A 23,579-nucleotide genomic window follows, 5' to 3' on the forward strand; every position below is an offset into this window, starting at 1 on the left:
TCACGCTCCTTTCGTGCTCGGCGAGTTCGTCTCCGGCGCCGCCGAAGTTCCAGATGATCCCGACTTCTGTTTCGGTGCAAAGCGATTGAGAACTCCACAGCCCCACGTGTATGCAACGGGTAGATACCGTTTGAGTCGCCAGATCACCTTCGCATCGAACTGCGGCACCACGTAGAGTCGACCCTTGTCGTAGGCGTCGAGAGTGGTGACGGCGATGCGCTCCGGCGAAAAGCCGGTTCGCCGCATCAACGCTTGCGCCAATTGTGTTGCTTCCGCGGTGATTCGGCCGTCGAGAGCAACATTTGTCTTGACGAAGGTCGGACACAGCACCGTCACCCGCACTCCCGTACCGGCAAGTTCAGCGGACAAGGTCTCCGAGAGCGACATCACGGCGGCTTTACCGACGTTGTAGGGCGCCATCAGCGGCGCAGCCGCAAACCCAGCAGCCGAGGCCACGTTGATGAATCCCCCGGCGCCGCTCGCACGCAGTTGTGGAGCAAATAGCTCACAGCCGTGCACGACACCCCACAGATTGATCCCGAGTGCCCACTCCCAATCGTCGAAACCGATCTCGCCCACCGGTTTTCCACCGATACCCACCCCGGCATTGTTGATCACCAGCGAAAGCGGACCCGCAAGTTCGAGTTCCGCGAACAACGCCAGGTCCTGAACCTGCTCACGAATTGACACATCGCATTTGACGGCGTGCGCGGTACCACCGATCTCATCGATGAGTGCCACTGTTTCCTTGGCCCGTTCCAGCGAGATATCCGCGCAGATCACCTCACCGCCTCTGCGCGCCAACTCCAACGAAAAGGCACGGCCGATTCCGCTGCCGGCGCCGGTCACCACTGCGCGGGCATTGTGGGACAACTTCGATCCGCGGTTCTTGGTCGGTTTCTTGGTCGGCACCGGTCGGCTCACCTTGAAGACGCTTCGACTGCTGTGTGTTTCTCCATCTCCAAAGAGTCATCCACAACCGTGCCAGTTGTCAATGGCCTAGAATTCGATGGCGGAATACGCGGCAGTCGAACCAGTACCCGGACTGCTCGAATGAAGTCTTTTGTCGACCGACCGTGATCTAAACGGGGTGCGCGGTCTTCCAGTGCTCGGCGATGTCGATGCGCCGCGCGATCCAGACCTTCTCGCGTGACTGCACGTGGTCCAGAAATCGCTCGAGAGCGGCCGCACGGGCAGGGCGGCCGACTATGCGGCAGTGCAACCCGATCGAGAGCATCTTGGGCGATCCGGCCGTCCCCTCCGCATACAGCACGTCGAAGGCATCGCGTAGGTGCGCAAAGAACTGATCACCGCTGGGAAATCCTGCGGGAGAGGCGAAACGCATGTCGTTGGTGTCAAGGGTGTACGGAACGACCAGGTGCTTCACCGATTCTGCGCCACGCGGAACGTCGACCCAGTACGGCAGATCGTCGGCGTATGAATCGGAGTCGTAGACGAAGCCGCCGTGCTCGACCACCAATTCGCGGGTGTTCGGTGAATCGCGCCCGGTGTACCAACCGAGGGGCGCCGAACCCGTCAGATCTCGCAGAATCTGCACTGCCTCGGCCATGTCTGCGCGTTCGCGCTCGATGTCCACGGATTGGTAAGACTTCCAACGTAATCCGTGGCACGCGATCTCGTGGCCCAACTCCTGAAAAGCACTGACTGCTTCGGGGTTCCGCTGCATCGCCCGCGCCACCGCAAAGACTGTGAGAGGCAGGTTTCGCCGCTCGAAGGTTCGCAGTACACGCCACAACCCGGCCCGGGAGCCGTACTCGTACAGCGATTCCATGCTCATGTGTCGATTCGGAAATGCCTCTGCCGGAGTCATTTCCGACAGAAATGTTTCCGAAGCCGCGTCCCCGTCCAGGACGTTGTTCTCGGCTCCCTCTTCGTAGTTGAGCACGAACTGAACCGCTATCCGCGCGTCGCCGGGCCAGTGCGGATGCGGCGGATGAGGGCCGTACCCCACCATGTCCCGGGGATAGTCGTCGCGCGGATAGTCGCTCATGCCAACAACTTTACCGTCAGCGCCCGGAGATCACAGCGCGAGCAGCGTCGGTGAGTACGCCGAAGACTCTCAGCCGCGCCAGGCCACCGTCCGGGAAGATGTCCAGGCGAACATCGGTGACCTGGACTTCGGAATCGATCGGAAAGCGATGGCGCGTATCCGGACGCAGCGTCGTGCGCGGCAACAGTTCGATCCACTCCCCCTCCGACGTCCGCCCGGTCAGAGCGCCCTCACCTGGACTGTTTCCGAGGAAGTACGAGGTGTCGATCTCGACGAAACTCAGCACGCCTTCACCCGCGAGTTGTACTTGCACCCAGTCGTTTCCGTTGTCGCGGCGCCTGGCGGTCTCCCACCCGTCACCCATCGAAGCAGCGCGTCCGGGAAACAGGATGTTCTGCGGTGAGCTGTAGAACATGTTGGAGCAATCGGTCACGCGGCCACCGTTTTCGAGTGCTGCGAGGTCCAACGGCCCGGCATCGAGGAAACGCGGGTCCGGCCGCGCTTCGCCGTGAACACGGAATCTCGCCACGCCGCCGTCCGGGTAAATGGTCAGCTTGACGTGCGTCCACCGCTCCTCCGACGCCACCGAGAACGGATTCTCCGAGTCACCGTGCACGGTCGAGCGCTCGACGATGGTTGTCCACTCGCCGGATCCGGCCAGGTCGGCGGGATCCGGATACCCGTCGACCGAGATTGCTTCCACCGAGATCTCGGGCGGGTAATTGCCCTTGAACCACGCGGTGTCGACCACGACGCCTCGCACCACTCCGGGAACACCGAGTCGAACGATCGCCTCGTCATGGCCTGCCACCCGGCGGCGACGCGTCTCCCAACCGTCGTACACCTGCCCCTTGTGACCGAACGTCGCCGGCTGGTACCCGGCCTTGCCTGGGCGGATCAGGGCCTCACGCTCGGCAAACGCCTCGTCGTTCGCCCAGATGACGGCTCCGCCGAGGGTGCGCAGTGCGAGATCGGGCAGCAAGGTGAATTCGGTGGTGCTCATCGGTCAGTGTTCTCCTGTGATCGGTGTGGTGCGTCCTACGAGGTGACGGAGTGCGTTGGTGTCGGCGCTCGGGGCGAGCCGGAGAACTTCGGATTCCGGATAAGCCCCCGCGTCGAGCCCGCGCAGTACCACCGCTGCGAGCGCCTGGGCGGTTGCAGGTTCGTCCATCACGTCGCCACCTTGGCGCCCCAAGTACGACTGGATGCGCGGGGCAGCGGCGCCGAGCGCGTTGCGATAGAAGCCGAACGTGGCGAGCCAGCGGGTGACCAGATGCCCGGGGTGCATGTCCCACCCCTGGTAGTAACCGCGTTCCAGGGACCGCGTGACGAGGCGATGGTGCCGAGTGATCGCGTCGCGGATCGCCGTGGCGCTCCCGACAGGCGCGACCTGAGTCGACCCGTCGCACACCCAGACACCGGTCTGCGCGGCAGCAGCCAACATGACAGCCTTTGCGTGGTCTGCCACCGGATGTTCGAGCGACTGATGACGCGATGCAATTCCGCAAGCTGCACTGTAATCGTAAGTGCCGTAATGCAAACCGGTCAGACGACCGGCACCGCGATGGATCGCCTGAGCAACTGCCACCGTTCCGTCGGCCGCGATGACCGCCTGCGGGCTCTCGATCTGCAACTCGAACCGAAGCGAACCGAGCTCGAGTCCGTGCGCCTTCTCCAGCTCTTCGCAGAGCAACACCGTCGCCGTGACCTGCTCCACCGCGCGCAGTTTGGGAACGGTGAAGACAAATCCGTCCGGCACTCCGCCGGCCGCGTCGAGCACAAGCTCGAGCGTCCTGATCGAGCGCCGACGCTCACCGGCCGGCAACCCCTTGAACCTGATTCCACTCCAGTTCGGCCCGGCAGGATCAGCGCTGAGCGCGGCAAGCGTCTGTCCGGCCGACGTCGCTGCATCGTCTTCTTCTTCGTCGCTGCGGCGTCCGTACCCGTCCTCGAAATCGATCCGAAAGTCTTGGACCGGCTTGCGGCCGAGTTGAACTCGCACATCAGCGAGCGCATTCTCCGTGTCGAGATCGGCGAACACATGAGCATGGGAATCGAGAAGCGCGATCGCCTGCTCACCCCAGAGTCGAGGGGTGTCGACGGTTGCATCCGCGGCACTGACGTAAATCGTGTGCACGGGTTGGATCTCGTCACGGTTTCCCGGGTACTGCGCCGCGAGCCGCTCGTCCACCGGATCCAGAAGTCCGTCCAGACGATCGTGGACGGCGGCGGAGAGTCGGGATTCTGTCATCGGACGATCTTCTCAGAACGTCCGCGAGCCCGCAGGTTCTCACGCCGCCGATCCAATCCGAGTCAGCGGCCCCCGACGAACGGAACGTTGACGAAGCTCGGCCGGTCTGCAGCCAACTCGATGTGCTGCGGTTTGAGTTGGCTGTCGGCGAGCATCGGGCCGAGCGCCAGGTATCGCGGCACGCTGGCAGCGTAGACGTCGACGCGGAGCCGGTGCCCCGGTTGCAGCACTGCGTCCGTCGGGAGCATGTTGATGTCGACGGTGGTGACCTCACCGGGAACCACCGGCTGACGCGTGTCGATCGTCAGATAGTGGTGCGGTTCACTGTAGTCACCGTTGGCCGAGCGAGTGCTCTTCGAATCGTCGACTGCCCGCAGCGACGCAGTCAGAGCGCCGTTCGTGATCGGTGTCGATGTTCCGTCCGGTGCTACGTCGTTGACCGTCGCTGCCCAGAATCCGTCCGTCGCGTCCAGGACGGTCTCGAGGTGGACGTTGATCGGGCCCGAGAGTGAGGTCGGCTCCGTCACTGCCTCACCGGTGAACGTCAGGCCCTCCGCTTCCTGGAATCGGGAATCCTTGGAACACGTCGCACCGAGCACCACGGAGATCCCGGCAGTTCCCTGAGTTCCGTCACCGGAGCAGAAGCCTCGCAGTCCTGGTGCGACTGTCAATCGCGCTGCGGCACTGGGCGGGTCATTCGTCAGCGAACCGTCGTACGCTGCGTGGGCGGCAGTACCGCTGGGCGCAGAGTTCAGATACATACGTTCGTAGCTCGCACCGGCTCGCGGGAACTGATCGTCCGTGATCCATCCGCCGCCTTGCTGGAACATCGTCACCGGACCGTAACGATCGATTCCGTTGTCGATGCCCTTGAGCCACTTGTCGAACCACGCACGTTCGAGTACGTCGAGGCGCGGCGGCGCACCGTCCTTGCCGAATCCTCCACCGGGAGTGACGTGATAGCCGTTCCCCATGATCAACTGCTTCTGCCCGGGCGGCAGATCGATTCCGTTGTAGATCCGCGGCTCACTGTTGGCGAAGATGTCGTGCCAACCGCCGTAGACCATCGTCGGAACGGCGATGTTGCCGACGTCAGCGGCTCGGTCCTGATAGAACTGCCCGTCTTGCGCGACTTGCAGAGTCGACGGCGACACGTCCTCGATTCTCTGAGCCGTCATCGCTTGCACCAGTTCGGGAATCAGCGTACCGGGATCCTCGAGGCGGCTCGCCAACCACAGGGGATCGAAGTTTCCTTGCAGGATGTCCTGAACGTTCGGGATGAGTTTGAGCCCGTTGACCGCGGTCAACCACAACGGCATGAACCCGACTCCGAGGCCGCCACCGGTTCCGACGATGTCGCGCAGCAGATCGTTGCCAGGTTCGACCGGGAAGATCGCCTTCAGTGCAGATGGATTGTTGCTCGCCGCCTGCACCGAGTTGATCGCGGAGTACGAGATGCCCGCCATCCCTACTTTCCCGTCGGACCATCCCTGCTTGCTCATCCAGTCGATGACCTCGACCGAATCCTGTTGCTCGCGCTTACCGAGCACGTCCCAATTACCTTGGGAGAAGCCGGTTCCACGAGCGTCGACCACTACCTGCGTGTATCCGTTCTGGACCAGATCACGGTTGACGCCGAGAACCCTGGCGCCTCCGCCGGCGATGACGCCCGTCAACTCCGACACGCCGTCGAACGGCGCCGCGAGGTCGAGCGAGTTCGCAACGTCCATCAGCGTCTCACCGACCTGCGGGATCGACAGAGCTGAATCCACCAGTGTGTCCAGCAGTTTCGTGTACGGCGTGATGTTGAGGACCGATGGCGTCTTCGATTCCACGGCCCGCCCGGATGCATCCGCCGGTCGGTACACATTCGCTTGCAGAACTGTGCCGTCACTCATCGTGATGGGCACGTCCCACTCGATCGAGACCCCCGGATACTGCGGCGTCGCCTCCGTTGCCGCGAGCCAGGCCTGCCCGTCCGACCCTCCCGTCGGATCCGCAGAAGCGACGGCGCTCGGCACCGCCAATCCCACGACGCACAGCCCCACCGCAATCGTTGTCGACCTTCGACGTAGAAGTCGTGTCCTCACGAAAACTCCAATTTTCTGTTGTGATGACCCAGCCCTGCCCCCACGACAGTGACCGGTGTCACGAACTTACCGGATAGTAACTTCCGTCCCATATGTCGTCAATAGGTCTGAATGCCGACCGGACGGCTAGCTTTGAAGATGTGTCACGATCACCGCTTCCCGTCCGCGACGGCCTGAACCCCAGTCGCATCCGTCAGCCAGACGACGGCATGTGGACGACGACGCTCGACTACCTGCTCGAACGGTTCCCCCAGGACGCCGTCCGATTGCGGGAGAAGGTCGCAGCCGGGGAGGTCGTCGACGAGAAGGGTGTCGGAATCACCGAGACGAGCGCTTTTGCTCCCCGGCGGTTCGTCTACCTGTACCGCGACCCTCCCGTCGAAACGCGGGTGCCGTTCGAGATCGACATCCTCTACCGGGACGAGAACATCTTGGTCGTGGACAAACCGCATTTCCTGGCGAGCACCCCGCGCGGGCGATACATCGCCGAATCGGCGTTGGTCCGCTTGCGTCGGGACCTCGAACTACCGGAGCTGAGTCCAGCTCATCGCCTCGACCGCGTCACGGCGGGACTGCTGCTGTTCACCGTGCATCAGGCGGCCCGGCGCGACTACCAGACCATGTTCGCCGAGCGCCGCGTCGCCAAGGAGTACGAGGCCATCGCGCGTCACGACGCTCAGGTGAGCACCCCCGTGGTCGTGCGTAGTCGCATCGTGAAAGAACGCGGCGTGCTCAAGGCCGCGGAGATCGAGGGCGAACCCAACAGCGAGTCGCGGATCGAACTGATCGAAACGCGAGACGGCTTCGCGCGGTACCGGTTGACTCCCCATACCGGCAAGACCCATCAACTTCGGCTGCACATGACCTCGCTCGGGCTCCCGATCCACGGCGACAACTTCTATCCCGACTTCTACGACGTTGCCGCAGAAGATTATTCGAACCCGCTGCGCCTGCTGTCGAAGGTTCTCGAGTTCGAGGATCCGAAGACCGGCCGGCTGCAACGGTTCGAAAGTCGGCGGACCCTGTCCTGGCCGGACGAATCAGGCCGTGGCGACTCGCCGTAGGGACCCCGGACCCTTCCACTGCGCCTCCGATACCGGGAGGATGGAAGCGCAGACCGCACCGCAAGAGGAGACCAGATGAGCAAGACCGCCGTCGTACCCGAAGCCGTACGGGAGATCGAGCGCAAGTACGAGGCGCCGGCCGAGCAGGAAGTTCCCGCCTTGGGCGGACTTCCCGGTGTTGTCGGCGAACCGGTCCACGACTCGATACAGCTCTCTGCCACCTACTTCGACACCGCGGACTACCGGTTGCTGGCCGAGAAGATCACGCTGCGCAAGCGTGAGGGTGGCGACGACGCGGGGTGGCACATGAAACTTCCCGCAGGCCAGGACACTCGAACCGAAATCCAACTTCCCCCGGACGAGAGCACCGATGTGCCCTCGCCGCTGTCGAGTCTGATCCGGGCGATCATTCGCGGTCACGATCTGGTGCCGGTCGCCCTGATCATCACCGATCGGGAGCGCACCAGGCTCAACGGCGAAAACGGTGTGCTGCTTGCCGAAGTGGTCTCCGACACCGTCATCGCCTGCAAGGCAGACGGTTCCGGAGAGTCCACGTGGCAGGAAGTCGAGGTCGAACAAGGCGCAGGCGGGCAAGAGCTGGCCGATGCAATCGAGTCGGTTCTACTGGACGCCGGGCTGGAGCGCTCTGCGAGTCCGTCCAAACTCAAACGAGCACTGGGCACGTCGGTCACACCGTACGCCGGTCACGAGGTCACCTCGGGCAAGGCGTCGAATCCGCGGATCTTGTTGCGTAATTACCTCATCGAACAATTGCGCGCACTGGTCGCCGCGGATCTCGGCACGCGTCGGGCCGACGACGAAGCCGTTCACGACTTCCGGGTTGCGGCACGTCGCATCCGCAGCGCTCTGCAGTCGTACGCCGGCCACTCCCCCAAGACCGACGATCTCATCACGGATCTGCGGTGGATCGGTGGAAAGTTCGGTGACGCCCGCGACGTCGAGGTCCAGTGGGAGCGTCTTGTGGAACGCCTCGGCGAAATCGACGAGATGCCCGAGCGAGAAGCTGTGCGAGCTCGAATCGACGAGTTCTTCTCTGCACGTGGTGAAACCGCCCAGGAAACAGCCCTCGAGGCGCTCGATTCCGAGCGATACACCACGCTGCTCGATCGCCTCGACGAGTACGTCGGCGACCTCGAATTCGACACCGCCACCCACCGCGTCGGAAAGAAGGCATCGGCACGAGAGTTGGCCCATACCCTGCGGCACCTGGCACACAAGGTCGGTAAGCGGGTCGATCACGTCTTCGATGCCGATAGCCGCACCGAGCGTGACGAGCGAATGCACCGCGCCCGCAAGGGAGCCAAGCGGATGAAGTACGCGATCGAGGTCATGGAACCCGTGTCGAAGAGCCGAGCGAAGCGCGCACTGAAGCATTTCAGCCACTTCCAGGATGTTCTCGGCGAGCACCAGGATTCCGTTGTCGCCCAACATCATCTACTTGCAATGGCAGCCGAGCAGGAGCATACCTCGCTCACCAGTTTCGGATTGGGCATGGCCTACCGACGAGAACTGGAAATAGCCGACGGGCAATCGACCCTGCTACGCAAGACGTGGAAGGAAGCCGTGAAATCAGCATCGTCACTCTGGTGACTTCGCTGTAAACAGTCGACCGATCTCGATCATTTCAGAGGGAGTAGACATGAACACACTTGCAGGACACCAGGATGTCGTCGCCGGTATCGACGGATCCGAGGCCTCGACGGCGGCGGCCCGGTGGGCAGCCTCCGTCGCGAACGCGGTGAACTCACGACTGATTCTGGCGCACGCCCTGCCGCAAGAGGGCCCGATCTACAGTCCCGCTGCAGTGATGTTGCAGTCACAGTTCCTCAGCCAGATCCGCGAAGACGGCGAAGCGATCGTCGATGCCGCCGCCGCGGTGATTTCGGCCGAATTCCCCGAACTGACCATCGAATCCGAGATCGCGCCAGGGCCGGCGTCGACGCATATCCTCGAATCCTCGGGTACCGCACGCCTGATCGTGATGGGGTCGACCGGATCGGGTGCACTGCGCTCACGGCTGCTCGGATCGACCGCACTGAAGGTGGCCAATCATGCAACCTGTCCGGTCACCGTGTGGCGTGGTTCGGCGGAGAATCCCGGTCCGGATCAGCGTCCCGTCATCGTCGGAGTCGACGGAAGCGCGTTGAGCAAGAAGGCCGTCGAGTACGCGTTTCGTTATGCCGATCAGTTCGACGCGCCGCTCATCGCGGTCCACACCTGGCAGGGCTCGTCCACCTTCCGCGAAGGCGGAGCGGGAATCCTGATCGACTGGGAGGCTGTCGAGCAGGAGGAATCGGCGCTACTGGCGGAAAATCTAGCCGGTATGGCCGACCAGTACCCGGACGTGCCGGTCACCCGCATCAGTGAACCCGGTGCCGCTGCTCCCGTCATGCTCAAATACGCCGACGACGCACAGTTGATAGTTGTCGGAAGTCACGGCCGCAGTGCGATGGCGGGCGCCGTGATGGGCTCCACCAGCCAGAATCTGCTGCACCATGCGCCAGGGCCGGTCATGATCTGTCGCGCCTGAATTGCTGTGCGCCTTTATTAACCCCCCGCGGTTAATAAAGGCGCACAGCAGGGGTCAGGCGAGACCCGTGCCCACCAACTGACCTACTCCGTACGTCACGGCCATCGCCAGCGCGCCGCCGATCACCACGCGTAGCACCGCTCTGGTCTTGCGAGCTCCGCCGAGCGTCGCGCTGATCGTCCCGGTCAGCGCAAGTGCGATCAGCACCGCGAAAAATGCGATAGGGACGCGGATGCCTGTCGGCGGCACCAGAATTGCGACCAACGGGATCGCCGCGCCGATCGTGAACGAGATTGCCGACGAAATCGCTGCATGCCACGGATTGGTGAGATCGTCTGGATCGATACCCAATTCGACTTCTACGTGCGCTGCGAAGGCGTCGTGCTCGGTTAATTCTTCGGCGACGCGGCGGGCCGTCTCCGGACTCAATCCCTTGTTCTCGTAGATCTCGGTCAGTTCCTGAAGTTCAGCCTCCGGGGTCTCGAGGAGTTCCTTCTTCTCCTTCTGCAGGAGTGCGCGTTCGGTATCCCGCTGAGCGCTGACCGAGACGTACTCGCCCAACGCCATGGACACAGCGCCGGCAACCAGTCCAGCAAAACCGGCTGTGAAGATTGCTGAGCGCTCGGTTGTGGCTGCCGCAACACCGACCACGAGGCCTGCGGTCGAGACGATTCCGTCGTTTGCACCCAGAACACCTGCACGCAGCCAGTTCAGGCGATTGTTCAAACTCGGTGCGTGAGGTTCCGATTCCCCACCGGGCGCCCCGTCGGTCAACTGCACACTGTCTCCGGACATGGCAACAGATTAGGACGATCAGTCCGGTTGCGATAGCAATCTGAGCCTGTCCTTCGCGCACTGATATATTCCGATTGGCACCCCAACCAAGCATTTGTTCGGTTTGGAATCGGCAGACATCTGGAGGCATTGTGAGCGCAGTACGCACCGCTTTTGTCAGCGGCGGAACCGGTGGAATCGGGTCCGCGATCGCCCTGACCCTTGCCGAACGCGGACACGACGTCGCCTTCACCTACCGAAACAACAAGGGCGCTGCCGAGCAACTGAGCGAGCAGATTCGAGCGCATGGCGTGCGCGCCCACTCGTACTCTCTCGACTTGACCGACGAGTTGTCGATCAGCGCCGCCGTCAACGATGCGGTCGATGATCTGGGCACATTGACGACGCTGGTCCACGCTGCGGGACCGCACGTCCCGATGACGCACCTCTCACGTGTGACGCCGGCGTTCTTCACCGAACAACTCAACCAGGAGGCCGCGGCGTTCTTCACCCTCATCCACACCGCCCTGCCTGCGCTGCGTGCATCCTCGGGTTCGGTGGTGGCGGTGACAACCGCGGCAACGGATCGCTTTCCCGTGCGCGACGGACTCTCCGCTGGCACCAAAGGGGCTGTCGAACAACTTGTTCGCGGATTCGCCGCAGAGGAAGGACGCTACGGCGTCCGGTTCAACGCTGTAGGACCAGGCATGTTGACGGACGGAATGGCGGAGCGCCTGATCAGCTCCGCCGAACTCGACCAAGGCGCGCTCGACGTGACGATGAGCCGAATCCCGTTGAAGCGCTTCGGATCAGCTGCCGACATCGCCGAAGCAGTATGTTTCCTCGCAAGCGACGCGGCCGGATTCATCAGCGGCCAGAAGCTCAACGTCGACGGTGGCTACACCGTCTGAGCGCTATCCGCCCAACTTGCGAAAGACCAGTCGCACGGCAAGTTCCAGGTGCGCCATCACCTCGTCCGTCGTCATCCGGCCCGCAACCCACGAGACGAGACTCGACATCCAGACGTCGTCGATCACCTTCACCGCGTCCAACTGCTGCTGCGAGACTTCCTCGACACCGATCGCCTTCGCGAACATCTCGGTCACGACCCCACCGAGCGCGTTGAGTTCCGGAGTCGCCGACGCGTCCGCGAACATGTACGCCCGAACCAACGCTTCGTAACGGAGGTGATCGGTCTCGAGGACCTCCGTATTCTTGCGCAGCACAAACAGAATCCGGTCCGACGGAGTCTCGCCCGGGATTACAAAGTCTTGGAATCTGTCACGCAAACCCTCGAACATCCACAACAATGCGACGACAAGCATGTGGTTCTTGGACGGGAAATACCGGTAAACAGTGCCGATCGCGACGCCGGCGCGATCGGCCACCGATCGCATCTGCACCGCGTCGTAGCCGCCTTCGGAGGCGGATTCCATTGCGGCGTCGACAATCCGGCGAAAACGCGCTCGCTGCGACGGCGTCGTACGACGTCCGGTCACCGAGCTACGTTCGACCACCGACTGGTCTGCCTTGTCGCCACCTGCCATGTCCACAACCCTTATTAGACGTCGTTTTGCCGACTCCCAATGTAGCCGCCCAACGCAATTGTCGGGTGCATGACTGCCCGCTTCCGAACTGCCCGCCAGTGGAACTGGCCCAGATCAGGAAGCGCGCCGCGGCCGATCGGATCGGCCGCGTCTACGTGGATCTTCCGACCAGTCGCGAGAGGGTGCGCGTCGGCCCGGAGCTGGAGTCCGGCGTCTGTCGGGTTGTGGTGCCCGTCGTTCCGGTCGGCGTTGCCCAGTTGGAGCAGGCTGGGCGCGGCGAGCTGGCGGCCTCCGTCGATCGGTCTGTGGCTTCTTGGCAATGCCGAACCGAGGCTTGCCGAAGACCAGCGGTATCCAACCGCGACCGCTGCTCTCTGCCGAGGCGACAGCCTCGGGCTCACGGAAGGCTGCGTGCGCGATGAGCCCGAACATCAGCAGGGTGGTGATCATCGACGTTCCGCCCGCCGAGATGAGCGGTAGTTGCAGACCGGTCACCGGAATCAGGCCGACGACGTAGGCGATGTTGATGAACGCCTGCACGACGATCAACGTCGTTGCCGTCGCTGTCATGACTTTGAGGAACGGATCAGTGGACCGTTTCGCGATCCGCAGCCCGACGATCAGAACCGCGGCAAAGAGAGCGACGACGATCAGCGCGCCGACCAGACCCAACTCTTCACCGATCACGGCAAAAATGAAGTCGTTGTGCGCCTGCGGGAGATAGCTCCATTTGGCGTCGGACTGTCCTAGACCGCGCCCGAAGATGCCTCCGTTCGCCAGTGCGTACTTGGCCTGAGTGCTCTGGAAGTTCAAACCCTGCGGGTCGAGATCAGGATTGAGGAAAGCCTTGATGCGATCCGAGCGGTAACCAGCAGTAAGCCCGAGCACGAGAAATGCGACTGCGGAACCGAGTGTGAGGCTGATGAATGTCTTCATCCGGAACAGCCCGAACCACAGCACCGACATGAAGATGATGCCGATGGTGATGGTGGTTCCGAGGTCCTTCTCCAACACCACCAGAACCAGAACCAGCAACGTCGTACCGCCGATCACCGGCAGCGCGCGGTTGACGTCCATCCGCGCCTTCATGAACGACGCAACCGTCGCTGCGGACCAGATCGCCAGAGCAAGTTTGGCCAGCTCCGACGGCTGGAAGGAAATGCCCGCGATCACGAACCAGCTGCGAGCACCCATCTGTTCCGAGCCGATACCTGGAATCAGCACCAGGACAAGCAGAACAAGACACAGGATCAGCAGCCATGGTGAGGCTCTACGCATCGTTTCGGTCGGCAACCGCACGACCGCCACGAACATCACCAAACCGATCGCTGCGAACATGCACTGCGGCCAGAAGCGGGCGTAGGACGTCCCGGACAGAACATAGGATTCGACGCCCGAAGACGACAGCACCATCAGCAGTCCGAACGCGACGATCAGCACGACCAGACCGACGATCATATGGAAATCGAACAGTGGCCGATTCGTCCACATCGCCGTTCGAGCGCGGAAGGGTGTCGATGTGCGGTCACGTTTGTCCGACGCTCCACGGGGTGAGTTAACTGGCTCTCCACTCCCGCGACCGTTGGGCTTGTCTTCACTGCGACCGGTCACCACACAAGTATCGTCCCACGACTCCTAACCCATGGGTAACACAAGTCCCATGAGTCACACGGGCTCGGCCTCCCGAGGTCCATGTAGACCCACGAAATACCAGGTCACGTCCTTCGCCGGCGTCGGTCTGCCACCGCTCCCGCCAACGAGAGCGTCAACATGACCACGCAGACGGCAAGCGCGATCCCGAACGCACGTCCGTATCCGTCGGGCGACGATCCGAGCACACCGAGATACAATCCCGATACCGCGGCCAGCGAGATGGTCGCTGACAGGCGCTGAGACAGTTGAAGGAAACCCGCCGCAACACCGTTCGCGCCCGGCGGTGCATATTCGAGAGTCAGCACCCGATTGGGCGCGTCGACCAAACCGCTGGCAACTCCCGACAACACCGCCAGGACCACCAGCACCGGGATCAGATGTTCCCGAGGAATCAGATTGACCGCTGCGATGTAGCCGAGGACGACAAGGATCTCGCCGACGATGGCAAAAACCACCGCACTTCGGCCGAACCTGGCAACCAGCCGCCATCCGAAAGCCGACGTCAATGCCATCGCGAGTGAGCTACCGGTCATGATCAACGCCGCACTCAGCGGGGCGAAGCCCAAACCCTCGATCAGATAGAGGCTGAGCACCGCGTTGACGGCGAGGATGGATCCGAACCAGAAGAGTGCAACCGTCGTACCCAACCGGAAGCCCCTCGAGGCGATCAACGACGGAAGCAGTACCGGCGTCCCGCCGCGCTCGGCGTACCGACGTTCCCAGAACCAGAAGGCAACGGCAGCGCCGAACGCACCGATCAGGAAAGCCGCAGCCACAGTGACACTGGTTCGGGTCACGATGGGCCACAACAGGAGCCCGGTCGTAGTCGCCAGCAGACACAGCCCAACCGGATCGATCGATGCGCCCGATCGGGTAGTTCGATCACGGCGCAGAAAGCGAAACGCCAGAATCAGTGTGATCAGAGCAAACGGCACGTTGAGAACGAGAAGCAACCGCCATCCGAAGTCGGCGTCAGAATACTTCAGCAGAACGCCACCGAGGATCGGTCCGGAAACGCCGGCCAGACCACCCGCGGTGCTGTACGCGCCTAACGCCTTCGCCCGAGCCTTTCCGGACACCCGGTCGGTGATGATGCCGAGCACCTGCGAACTGATGGTGCCTGCGCCGATCCCTTGCCCAAGACGAGCCAACACGATCATCGACGGATCCGACGCACATGCCCCGAGGATTCCCATCACAGCGAAAATGCTCAGCCCCGCCAAGAACAAGCGTCGACGCCCGACGACGTCACCGAGTCGGCCCGCCGGCACAAGGGCCAAGCCGAAAGTCAGCGAATAGCTCGCAAGGATCCACTGCACCTCGGAGGTCGACGCGCCCAGCGACGCCCGGATCGACGGAACCCCGATTCCGAGCACCGCCGAATCGAGAAGGGTGGTGAAACCCGCAGCTACGCAGACGACGATTTCCCAGCGGACGGCCGAACCGAGCTTGGTGGATTCGGCCGCCGCTGTGACCGTGTGGGACAGGACCCGTTACCCCGCAGCTTCAGACGTGGCCCGACGCGTGAGCGGCGGTCGCAACCCCAAGTGCTCTCGCAGCGTCGACGTGGAGTACTCGGTGCGGTACGCCCCACGCTCCTGCAGTTCCGGGATCAACCAGTCGACGATCTCGTCGAGCCCGGTCGGCACCAGGTACGGCGAGATGTTGAAGCCGTCCGAAGCTCCGTTGCGCACCCAATGGACCAACTGATCTGCGACCTGCCCCGGAGTGCCCGCAAAACCCGAACGCTGCGAGGTCTCGATAGCGACCTGACGTAGGGACAGATTCTTTGCCTCGGCAAGAGCACGCCATTCACGTGCGATCGCAATGGGGTCGTTGCCGTCCCGCGCGGAACCGCGCGTCTCCGAAACCGGGCGGGCAACCGGATCTTCCTCGGGGAGTGGACCGTCGGGGTCTCGATCGGAAAGGTCCTTACCCCACACCAGTCCGACGAGAGAGAGGGCAGTCTGACCGGTGAACTGGCCTTCGAGGACCCACCGTGCCTTCTCCTCGACTTCGGACTCGTTCTCCGCCAACACGATCTGCGTGCTGGGCAAGATCTTGACGTCGTCCTCCGGTCGCCCGGCTTTACGCAACCGAGCCCGAATGTCGTCGGCGAAGTCGAGCGCGCCCTCGAAATGAGTCCCGTGTCGCGAGAAGATGACGTCGGCATGGGTCGCCGCGAAATCGCGTCCACTCGGGGAATCACCCGCTTGGAAGATGACCGGATGCCCCTGGCGGCTTCGGGGAAGCGTCGGCGTCACGGTGATGTCGAACTGTGAAGTCTGCCTGCGCACGTCGCCGACGGCACCCGGAGTAGACCAGTTCTCGGACGTGCGAGAATCCGAGATCGCGTCGTCGGCCCACGAATCCCACAGTGCCCGCGCGGTTTCGATGAACTGCCCGGCACGCTCGTAGCGCAGGGAGTGGTCGAGGAAACCACCGCGACGGAAGTTCTCTCCCGTCCACGCGTTGTCGGTGGTCACCGCATTCCAGCCGGCCCGTCCGTCGGAAAGTAGGTCGAGGCCGGAGAGTCGACGCGCAAGGTCGGCCGGTTCGTTGTACGTGGTGTTCTGTGTCGCGACCAACCCGATCTTGTCGGTGATACCGGCGAGGGCGGCCAACTGCGCAATGGCGTCGGGGCGGCCGGCGATATCCAGATCGAGAATCTTGCCGTTCTGTTCACGAAGCCGCAGGCCTTCACCGAGGAAGAAGGCGTCGAACAGACCTCGCTCGGCGGTGAGTACCAACCGCCGAAACGTCTCGAAGTCGATCTGGGATCCGCTCGCGGAATCGGACCAGATGGTGGTGTGGTTGACCCCCTGGAAGAAGACACCGAAGTGAACGTGAGCGTCGGGTCGAGGTACGGCGGAGCGTGATGCAGTCATGGCCGAAATATCCTTAGCGCGAAGTCAAGTCAGGAGGGGTGGGCGAATCGATTTGAGGGCCGCTGCAGACCGAGGTTGCCCCTCAGGGTCGATCCCGGAACCGGGCGTCGCGTCAACCCGGCCTTGGACAGCGTCGGAAGCACGAATTTGGCCAGCACCGGAAGGTCCTCGTCGATCACGAGAGCATGGAAATGAACACCGTCGAGGTGTCCGGCCAATTCCTTCAGAACCACGGCCGCTTCCCCCGGATCTGCAGCCAGGAGCAGTCGGCCGGTGACGACGGCATTCCCGTACGAGTTCAGCTCGGTCCTCCGCTGCGCCGCAGACAGATTCGGCGTATCGAATGCCACATCGACCTCGGCGACCACCAATGACGCGCCCTCATCGCGCGCCTTGGCAGCCGACTGTGCAATGGTCTCCACCGAATCACCCGAAACGAGAACAACATCCGGCTGGCGTGGATCGATTTCGCCGTAGCGGCCGAACACCACCAACTGGCCTTGAGGCGGCCGCGGAACGATTGCCGGCCCCTTCACCGAGAACGTGTCGCCCTCGAAATTGACGTAATGCAGACGATCACGTTCGAGGAAACGCCCACTGAGATAGTCACGAACGACGGCGTCGTCCTCCCACGAGTCCCAGAGATCGGTCACAACGGTGACCGAATCCCGCTGCTCTTGCTGACGCGCCGACTCCGTTGTTACCGGAGCCCTCCCCCACGCCCTCGCCGCGGCATCGTCTTCGACCGGAACAGCAAGCCAGCCGCCGCGCCCACGCGAGGAGTAGTCCAACGTCGCCAATTGCGAGGACGTATGAAACGGTTCGGCGTACGTGGTCCCGACGACGGGGACCAGCCCGATCGTGCTGGTTGTCGCCGCCACGTACGACGCCCTCGAGACGGCATCGATGCGGCCGACGACGTCACCACTCGGGGGGAGGATGGAATCGTCGAACGTCGCGAACGTGAAGCCGGCATTCTCGGCAGCCGCGACGCGATCGCGCACGGCTTTGCCCGTGAGCAGCTGGTCCGGGCGGTGTGAGCTTCGGCGCCAGGCAGCGGGGTGAGTGCCCTCGCCGTCCAGTTCGATACCCACGGCAAATACAGTCATGTGTCCTCCATCGGTCCTGGCGGTAGCACCCACACTGCGGTTAGGTAGCGGGTTGCTGCGGCATCATCGAGCCAGGTCTCTCAGCCACTCTGGATGGTGGATGCAATCTATGCGGGCCACGCTGGGCAAGTCAAATCACGCTTGTCGAATCATATTGACCTACAACATATTTCAATACAATCATCCTGATCGAAAGGGTTGCGCAACGCTAGCCGACGTAGACACGAAAGAGCCCCGCCCGACTCGCGTCGGACGGAGCTCTCGGTGTGCGCTGGAACGCTACTTCGCGCCCATCCATGCCTGATCGAACAGCATGATGCCGGTTGCAGTCGGAACCACACCGTGCACGTTCTTCTGCCAAGCCCAGAACGACGTGAGCCCGCCGATCGGCGCCGATGGAACCGTCTCGTTCCACAGCGTCTGAATTTTGCCGATGATCGCCAGGGTCGACGAATTGTCCTTGGCCTGTTGTAGATCTGCGATCAGCTGATCCATCGCCGGGTTCGCATATCCAGCAGTATTCGCCCTCGAGGTGCTGTTGGTCGTGGAGAACAATCCGAGATCGAGAATCGACTCATACATTCCGATGCCCGCGTGCGCGAGGTCGAAATCGTGCTTGACGTAGACGTTCTGCACGATGTCGCCGGCGTTGTTGGCCAAGATCAAGTTCACCTCGAACCCGACGGCCTGCAACAGTGACTGCACGGCGAGGCCGATCGCGTGGTCCTTCGGCTCACTGAGAACGACGTAGTCGAGGCTGCCGTCGTACCCGTCTGCCTTTGCCTGATTCAGAAGTTCCTTCGACTTTTCGGGGTCGTAGGCAATACCCGGTGTGTCTACATGCCATTGCGACGTCGGACCGAACAACTCCGAGCCCGGCAGTCCCTCACCGTTTTCCACTCGCTGATCGATCAACGTGGTGTCCAGCGCGTAGCCGATGGCCTGGCGAACGCGAACATCCGAGCCCGGTCGGCCTTCACGGTTGTTGATAATCTCGGCACTGCCGGCATTGAGCACGTCGATGTAGCCGGGGTAACCAGCGGACTTGGCAGAATTGATCGCCGACGTGAGGCCGCGAATGTAGGCGACATCGAGCTGACCGCTGTTCAATGATTCGAGATTGGCCTGCGGGCCGTTGAGCGCAACCATCCGCAACTTGTCCAGCTTGGGAGCGCCGCCGTAGTAGGACGGGTTGGCTTTGAAGATTCGCTCGACGCTCGGTGTGAAGACATCTTCGGTGAAAGGTCCGGCTCCGACGGCGGTGAACTTGTCGCCTTGCTGCGAACTCGGGGCGACGATCATCCCGTGCCCGAGAGCGAGCATCGACGGAAAACGCATCCACGGCGTCTTCAGCTTGAATTCCACTGTCGTCGGACCGCTTGCCTGCGCCGATTCCACCGAAGCCAGCCACAGTTCGGCGCCATTGCCCTTGCCCGCGTTGTACCGATCGATGCTCGCGATCACGGCGTTGGCGTCGAGGGTGGTGCCGTCACTGAACTTCACACCGTCGCGAAGTTTCAGCGTCCAGGTGGCTCCGTCGTCAGCTGTCTCGAGCGATTCAGCCAACTTGGGCTCGAACTCGCCGCTCGCAGTGTCGTAACTCATCAGGACGTCGTACACAGCAGCGAAGGCCTCACCGCCGGAACCGCCGCGAGCGGCCGTCTTCGTCGGGTCGAGTGAGGGAACGAGCACCTGTACGCCGTACGTCATGGTCCCGCCGGCCACCGCAGTTCCCGGATCGGGCTGCTCGTTGACCATGCCGGTCACGATGTCTCCCGACGCGGTCGTCGTATCGGTACCGCTGTCGTCATTGCTGCTCGCGCAGCCCACCAACAGGACACCGGCACCGATCAGCGCCACGGCGACCCGGCTGACTTTCCCGATAGGCCAAGATCTCGAGTGCGACACGGAGATTCCACCTCACTTCCAGTAGACGCGGCCAGGGATCGGCCGCAACCGGCTAATAGTGAGGTTCTTGACGGAGTGACGCGCAGCACGTTCCCGGTCACCGGAATCATTCACGGAGACAAAGGATGCGTATAACTCAGATGATCGAGCCGAGCGGTTTATGGCGACTGACATCCGAATACGAAAAAGCTCCAACCTTATGTTCGAAGAACATGAGATTGGAGCTTGTCGATAAGAATTATGGTGGCCAGGGCCGGGATCGAACCGGCGACCTTCCGCTTTTCAGGCGGACGCTCGTACCAACTGAGCTACCTGGCCGGACGGCACCCGAACCGAATGCCTATCGCATTGCTTTGTTCTCAACCGATTGATTGAGAACAAAGCTTTGCGACCCTGACGGGACTCGAACCCGCGACCTCCGCCGTGACAGGGCGGCGCGCTAACCAACTGCGCCACAGGGCCTTGCTTTTTCCTTGCTGTGAAACCGTACTACATCTTCGAGCCGCTCCCAAACCACTGTCCTGGCCCGGCATTTGTGCATCTCAAAGCGTGTCGTGCGGGTCAAACCATACTGCATCGTTTCGCTTTCGCAAAACGTACCCCCTACGGGATTCGAACCCGCGCTACCGCCTTGAAAGGGCGGCGTCCTAGGCCGCTAGACGAAGGGGGCCCGCCGGATCTCTCCGAACTAGTACCCCAACGGCGTTCCGTTGGGAGCTTGGATAGCTTATGGCACGGCATTCGGAAATCACAAATCGCCTGTTCACGGGCAGAAAAGTGCACTATTCAGTGTCAGGGAACTCGACTTGGGGCCACCCGTCACGATGGAACGTCTCCAACCACTGCGGCGTAGCCATGGCTTCGAGGACTACTTCGAGAGACTCCTCGAACCACTCGCCCAGATCTCCACTGGAGGCAATCAGGTCTGCCATGTACCGCTGGCCGGCAAGGCTCGCTGCCAGTACACGCGTGAATTTGTCCGGGTCGGCGTCTTCTCGGAGCAAACCGTCGTCCTTGGCACGCAATGCCAACTCATAGGCGGTCTTTCCCCAGACCTGCCCACCACCGGACTGCACATCCTTGTAGAACTCGGGCTCGATGATCAGCCGGAATTCCGCCTGCACGATCACCTCGGCACGGAAGACCTCGGCAATGTCGAGCACGAGACCGTGCAAAGCGACGAATGGATCGAGGTCTGTTCTCTTGGCCCAACGATCAGTAATTCCAGTGAAGGTTTCGATAGCCGAGGTCAGAACCGCTCGCGCCAACTCTTCCTTGGACTGGAAATGGAAATACATGGCGCCTTTGGTGGCGCGGGAGCCCTCGAGGATCGTGTTCACCGACGCAGCTGCATAGCCGCGCTTGGCGAATTCGACTGCAGCCGCTTCGACCAGGGCGGCGCGGGTACGCCGCGCACGCTCTTGTTGACGTGCCATTTACGGTGTTGTGCCTCTCGCAGAGTTGGTACGCAGAGCCGCCGTGATCGGCGCCTGTCATCCCCCGAAACTTCACAATATCCCCTCCAACACACCCTACGTAAGGACTAGAGCCATACCCGCCAAAAGTACTAGACGCAATCGGCTGTTCAGGGGACAAGAACCGACTTTATGCCCAAAAGACACCAAGTGGTATGGTTTTGGCCGCTCGGGTGCGCCGCAGGGGGTGCGCATCCGAGCTTTTTCGTGCCCGAGATTCTGATAATTCGACCTCGCAGACGGAACTGCTTCGCCGACCGATGGACAGCAGTCCCAAGGTTTTAAACAACTAGTGCAATTGTTTATTCCCCCTTTTCCGTCGAAACCGTACTGGCAGCATCGAAACAACACAGTTAGACTGTCTAAATGAATATTGGAGAGGGTCGCAGCAAGGCTCGAGACGAGATCGACGTACTTTGGGACGATCTGGGTGCCTTCGTCCGACGTCTACGCACCAAACGCAACGACCACAAGCTCACGCCGAGCCAGATCCAGGCCCTCGGCCACCTCGACCGACAAGGTCCGTCGACCGCCAAAGAATTGGCAAAATTCGAGCGCGTCACGCCGCAATCAATCGCAAAGACCGTGGCCGCGCTCGAAGAGCAGGGCATGGTGACGCGAAGGGCGGATCCATCGGACGGCCGCGCGGTCTTGGTCACGATGACCGAACTCGGCACATCGACCCTTCACGAAGACCGAACGAAACGAACAGAGTGGCTGGCCGAGGTCATCGACGCCGAGTGCACCGAAGCCGAGCGTGACTTGCTTCTGATCGCCGGCCGAATCCTGCGAAGACTCGGCCAGGGCGAGTCCCCAGCATCGACATCGATATCAGAGGAGTCACTGATGAACTCGTGACCACCGTCGTCGAAACGCCGACCCCCCAAACTCCCGTTCCACTGAAACTGAGTCTTGCTCTCGGCTCCGGAACCGTTCTTCAAGCGCTGAACTCGTCGATGATTGCGGTGGCAATCGTCCCGATCGCCACATACTTCGGTTCCAGTTCAGGCACAGCGTGGGTCATCTCGGCCCTCTACATCGCGACTGCGGTCACGGCGCCGGCGGCTGGTCGACTCGGATCGATCCTCGGCGCCAAACGCGTCTACCTCGCCGGATTGGGCCTGATCGCTGCCGGATCGATCCTCGGCTCGCTCGCCCCGTCGCTGGGCTGGCTGATCGCCGCACGAATCCTGCTCGGAATCGGCACGGCGACACAGTATCCGAACGCAATGACCGTCATCCGCGAATACGCTGACCGCCACCGGACTCAAACCCGTTCAGCTATAGCAACACTCACCATTTGCGCTCAATCGGTCGTCGCGCTGGGGCCCACTCTCGGCGGGTTGTTGGTCGGCACACTCGGTTGGCAATCGATCATGTGGGTGAACCTCCCACTTGTCGTCGTCACTGTCGTATGGGTCTTCTTCGCCACCCCGAGCGACTCCGCCCTGCCCGACCGGGCCGGCGCCGCTGCGTTGTTCAAATCTCTCGACCCACTCGGCATCACCCTGTTTCTCGCTCTGACGACATCGACGATGCTCTTTCTCCTCTCTCTCGCCGAGCACGCGAAGTGGTACCTCGTCCCGTCGACGGCCCTCTTCGCGTTCCTGTTCGTCTGGTGGGAACGTCGAACGGCCTCGGCGTTCATCGACGTCCGCGCCGTCGTCCGAAACCGCGCACTGAGCATGACTCTCGGCCGGACGCTTCTGACGTACACGGCGTTCTACTGCATCTTCTTCGGGCTCCCCCAGTGGCTACAGGTAGCCCGCGGAATGTCACCGATCAGCGCCGGACTCTTCATGCTGCCCGTCGCTGCGGTCGGGATCTTCGCGACCATGTCCGCGTCCAGGGTGTACGGGAAATTCGGCGCACGGATCACCCTGCTGATCGGCACCGCGGCCTTGGCCGTCGGCGGCGTTCTGATCGCCTTTGTCGAATCGAGCTCGACTCCCCTAGTGGCACTCCTGCTGATTGCGGCGATCCTGGGCATTCCCAACGGCTTCAACAACATGGGAAACCAGAACCTGATCAACTCGGTGACCACCTCCGCCGACGTCGGGACCGCGATCGGCCTTTACCGAACAATCCAGTACATCGGCGCCAACCTTGCCGCCGTCGTCATCGAGCTGACCATGCGCGGAACCATCGACGACGCGGGTCTGCATCGCACGGGCGGGACCATCGCCGTCATCGGAATCGCCCTTCTGGTGGGGGTGGTGTTTTCACGGACTCTGCGGTCCCGTTAGACTCTGCGCCGC

At 62.3% G+C, this 23,579-nt stretch carries 19 protein-coding genes, 3 tRNA genes and 1 riboswitch; of the genes, 6 read left to right on the plus strand and 16 right to left on the minus strand.

The features are described from left to right. From RHP72_RS23090 to RHP72_RS23110, 5 genes are all read right to left on the minus strand, one after another. A complete protein-coding gene (locus RHP72_RS23090; protein ID WP_311093861.1) occupies window positions 1-912 on the minus strand; it encodes an SDR family NAD(P)-dependent oxidoreductase in 912 nt (303 codons plus the stop codon). Window positions 913-1,081: 169 nt separating this feature from the next. Continuing rightward, window positions 1,082-2,011 (minus strand): allantoinase PuuE, encoded by a 930-nt coding sequence (gene puuE, locus RHP72_RS23095; protein ID WP_064073410.1) that lies wholly within the window; start codon window positions 2,009-2,011, stop codon window positions 1,082-1,084. Between the two features lie 16 nt (window positions 2,012-2,027). Next, complete coding sequence (alc, locus tag RHP72_RS23100; protein ID WP_030535271.1) at window positions 2,028-3,014, minus strand: allantoicase; 987 nt, start codon at window positions 3,012-3,014, stop codon at window positions 2,028-2,030. Window positions 3,015-3,017: 3 nt separating this feature from the next. Next, window positions 3,018-4,262, minus strand: coding sequence for a DUF6986 family protein (locus RHP72_RS23105; RefSeq protein WP_007733914.1), 1,245 nt, complete (start codon window positions 4,260-4,262; stop codon window positions 3,018-3,020). Window positions 4,263-4,324: 62 nt separating this feature from the next. Further along, window positions 4,325-6,352 (minus strand): CocE/NonD family hydrolase, encoded by a 2,028-nt coding sequence (locus RHP72_RS23110; protein ID WP_064073412.1) that lies wholly within the window; start codon window positions 6,350-6,352, stop codon window positions 4,325-4,327. Between the two features lie 140 nt (window positions 6,353-6,492). On the opposite strand from RHP72_RS23110, the gene RHP72_RS23115 reads away from it, so the two are divergent. The 3 genes from RHP72_RS23115 to RHP72_RS23125 all read left to right on the plus strand — a co-directional run bounded on the left by RHP72_RS23115 (window position 6,493) and on the right by RHP72_RS23125 (window position 9,967). Continuing rightward, window positions 6,493-7,416 carry a pseudouridine synthase gene (locus tag RHP72_RS23115; RefSeq protein WP_081377549.1) on the plus strand — a complete coding sequence of 308 codons (924 nt, stop codon included), beginning with the start codon at window positions 6,493-6,495 and terminating at the stop codon, window positions 7,414-7,416. A gap of 75 nt (window positions 7,417-7,491) precedes the next feature. After that, complete coding sequence (locus RHP72_RS23120; protein ID WP_007733905.1) at window positions 7,492-9,027, plus strand: CYTH and CHAD domain-containing protein; 1,536 nt, start codon at window positions 7,492-7,494, stop codon at window positions 9,025-9,027. A 49-nt stretch (window positions 9,028-9,076) separates the two neighbouring features. After that, a complete protein-coding gene (locus RHP72_RS23125; RefSeq protein WP_063315860.1) occupies window positions 9,077-9,967 on the plus strand; it encodes a universal stress protein in 891 nt (296 codons plus the stop codon). Window positions 9,968-10,021: 54 nt separating this feature from the next. Here RHP72_RS23125 and RHP72_RS23130 read toward each other — a convergent pair whose 3' ends face one another. Further along, window positions 10,022-10,762, minus strand: coding sequence for a VIT family protein (locus RHP72_RS23130; protein ID WP_007733901.1), 741 nt, complete (start codon window positions 10,760-10,762; stop codon window positions 10,022-10,024). A 131-nt stretch (window positions 10,763-10,893) separates the two neighbouring features. Between RHP72_RS23130 and RHP72_RS23135 the strand changes: the two genes are divergently transcribed. Continuing rightward, window positions 10,894-11,652 carry an SDR family oxidoreductase gene (locus RHP72_RS23135; protein ID WP_311093865.1) on the plus strand — a complete coding sequence of 253 codons (759 nt, stop codon included), beginning with the start codon at window positions 10,894-10,896 and terminating at the stop codon, window positions 11,650-11,652. A gap of 3 nt (window positions 11,653-11,655) precedes the next feature. Here RHP72_RS23135 and RHP72_RS23140 read toward each other — a convergent pair whose 3' ends face one another. From RHP72_RS23140 to RHP72_RS23185, 10 genes are all read right to left on the minus strand, one after another. Further along, window positions 11,656-12,288: a TetR family transcriptional regulator gene (locus RHP72_RS23140; protein ID WP_007733896.1), complete on the minus strand. Its 633-nt coding sequence runs from the start codon at window positions 12,286-12,288 to the stop codon at window positions 11,656-11,658. A 114-nt stretch (window positions 12,289-12,402) separates the two neighbouring features. Beyond that, window positions 12,403-13,779, minus strand: a complete 1,377-nt coding sequence (gene ftsW, locus RHP72_RS23145; RefSeq protein ID WP_064687643.1) for a putative lipid II flippase FtsW — start codon at window positions 13,777-13,779, stop codon at window positions 12,403-12,405. Between the two features lie 224 nt (window positions 13,780-14,003). Then, window positions 14,004-15,365 carry an MFS transporter gene (locus tag RHP72_RS23150; protein WP_311094894.1) on the minus strand — a complete coding sequence of 454 codons (1,362 nt, stop codon included), beginning with the start codon at window positions 15,363-15,365 and terminating at the stop codon, window positions 14,004-14,006. A gap of 69 nt (window positions 15,366-15,434) precedes the next feature. After that, entirely contained in the window at window positions 15,435-16,829 is a 1,395-nt protein-coding gene (locus RHP72_RS23155; RefSeq protein WP_311093867.1) for an NtaA/DmoA family FMN-dependent monooxygenase, read from the minus strand. A 29-nt stretch (window positions 16,830-16,858) separates the two neighbouring features. Next, the gene (locus RHP72_RS23160; protein ID WP_311093869.1) at window positions 16,859-17,938 is read right to left on the minus strand and encodes an LLM class flavin-dependent oxidoreductase; all 1,080 of its coding nucleotides are present in this window, start codon (window positions 17,936-17,938) and stop codon (window positions 16,859-16,861) included. Between the two features lie 4 nt (window positions 17,939-17,942). Next, window positions 17,943-18,038: riboswitch (SAM riboswitch) on the minus strand. A 179-nt stretch (window positions 18,039-18,217) separates the two neighbouring features. Further along, the gene (locus RHP72_RS23165; RefSeq protein WP_311093870.1) at window positions 18,218-19,846 is read right to left on the minus strand and encodes an ABC transporter substrate-binding protein; all 1,629 of its coding nucleotides are present in this window, start codon (window positions 19,844-19,846) and stop codon (window positions 18,218-18,220) included. A gap of 241 nt (window positions 19,847-20,087) precedes the next feature. Further along, window positions 20,088-20,164: transfer RNA gene (locus RHP72_RS23170), tRNA-Phe, on the minus strand. Between the two features lie 70 nt (window positions 20,165-20,234). Further along, a tRNA-Asp gene (locus RHP72_RS23175) sits at window positions 20,235-20,308 on the minus strand. Window positions 20,309-20,443: 135 nt separating this feature from the next. After that, a tRNA-Glu gene (locus RHP72_RS23180) sits at window positions 20,444-20,516 on the minus strand. A 112-nt stretch (window positions 20,517-20,628) separates the two neighbouring features. Continuing rightward, window positions 20,629-21,282 (minus strand): TetR/AcrR family transcriptional regulator, encoded by a 654-nt coding sequence (locus RHP72_RS23185; protein WP_003940323.1) that lies wholly within the window; start codon window positions 21,280-21,282, stop codon window positions 20,629-20,631. 405 nt (window positions 21,283-21,687) lie between these two features. Between RHP72_RS23185 and RHP72_RS23190 the strand changes: the two genes are divergently transcribed. Further along, window positions 21,688-22,179 carry a MarR family winged helix-turn-helix transcriptional regulator gene (locus tag RHP72_RS23190; RefSeq protein WP_214926407.1) on the plus strand — a complete coding sequence of 164 codons (492 nt, stop codon included), beginning with the start codon at window positions 21,688-21,690 and terminating at the stop codon, window positions 22,177-22,179. Then, window positions 22,176-23,567, plus strand: a complete 1,392-nt coding sequence (locus RHP72_RS23195; RefSeq protein WP_311093871.1) for an MFS transporter — start codon at window positions 22,176-22,178, stop codon at window positions 23,565-23,567. Before RHP72_RS23190 ends, RHP72_RS23195 begins: the two co-directional genes overlap by 4 nt. Window positions 23,568-23,579: the final 12 nt, after the last annotated feature.

Source organism: Rhodococcus sp. SG20037, assembly GCF_031763325.1.
Classification (GTDB): domain Bacteria; phylum Actinomycetota; class Actinomycetes; order Mycobacteriales; family Mycobacteriaceae; genus Rhodococcus_F; species Rhodococcus_F qingshengii.

Excerpts from the sequence above, each read along its gene's own strand:
- puuE (WP_064073410.1), bottom strand. The coding sequence starts at position 2,011 with ATGAGCGACTATCCGCGCGACGACTATCCCCGGGACATGGTGGGGTAC.
- alc (WP_030535271.1), bottom strand. The coding sequence starts at position 3,014 with ATGAGCACCACCGAATTCACCTTGCTGCCCGATCTCGCACTGCGCACC.
- RHP72_RS23105 (WP_007733914.1), bottom strand. The coding sequence starts at position 4,262 with ATGACAGAATCCCGACTCTCCGCCGCCGTCCACGATCGTCTGGACGGA.
- RHP72_RS23120 (WP_007733905.1), top strand. The coding sequence starts at position 7,492 with ATGAGCAAGACCGCCGTCGTACCCGAAGCCGTACGGGAGATCGAGCGC.
- RHP72_RS23125 (WP_063315860.1), top strand. The coding sequence starts at position 9,077 with ATGAACACACTTGCAGGACACCAGGATGTCGTCGCCGGTATCGACGGA.
- RHP72_RS23130 (WP_007733901.1), bottom strand. The coding sequence starts at position 10,762 with ATGTCCGGAGACAGTGTGCAGTTGACCGACGGGGCGCCCGGTGGGGAA.
- RHP72_RS23140 (WP_007733896.1), bottom strand. The coding sequence starts at position 12,288 with ATGGCAGGTGGCGACAAGGCAGACCAGTCGGTGGTCGAACGTAGCTCG.
- ftsW (WP_064687643.1), bottom strand. The coding sequence starts at position 13,779 with ATGTGGACGAATCGGCCACTGTTCGATTTCCATATGATCGTCGGTCTG.
- RHP72_RS23155 (WP_311093867.1), bottom strand. The coding sequence starts at position 16,829 with ATGACTGCATCACGCTCCGCCGTACCTCGACCCGACGCTCACGTTCAC.
- RHP72_RS23160 (WP_311093869.1), bottom strand. The coding sequence starts at position 17,938 with ATGACTGTATTTGCCGTGGGTATCGAACTGGACGGCGAGGGCACTCAC.
- RHP72_RS23185 (WP_003940323.1), bottom strand. The coding sequence starts at position 21,282 with ATGGCACGTCAACAAGAGCGTGCGCGGCGTACCCGCGCCGCCCTGGTC.
- RHP72_RS23190 (WP_214926407.1), top strand. The coding sequence starts at position 21,688 with ATGAATATTGGAGAGGGTCGCAGCAAGGCTCGAGACGAGATCGACGTA.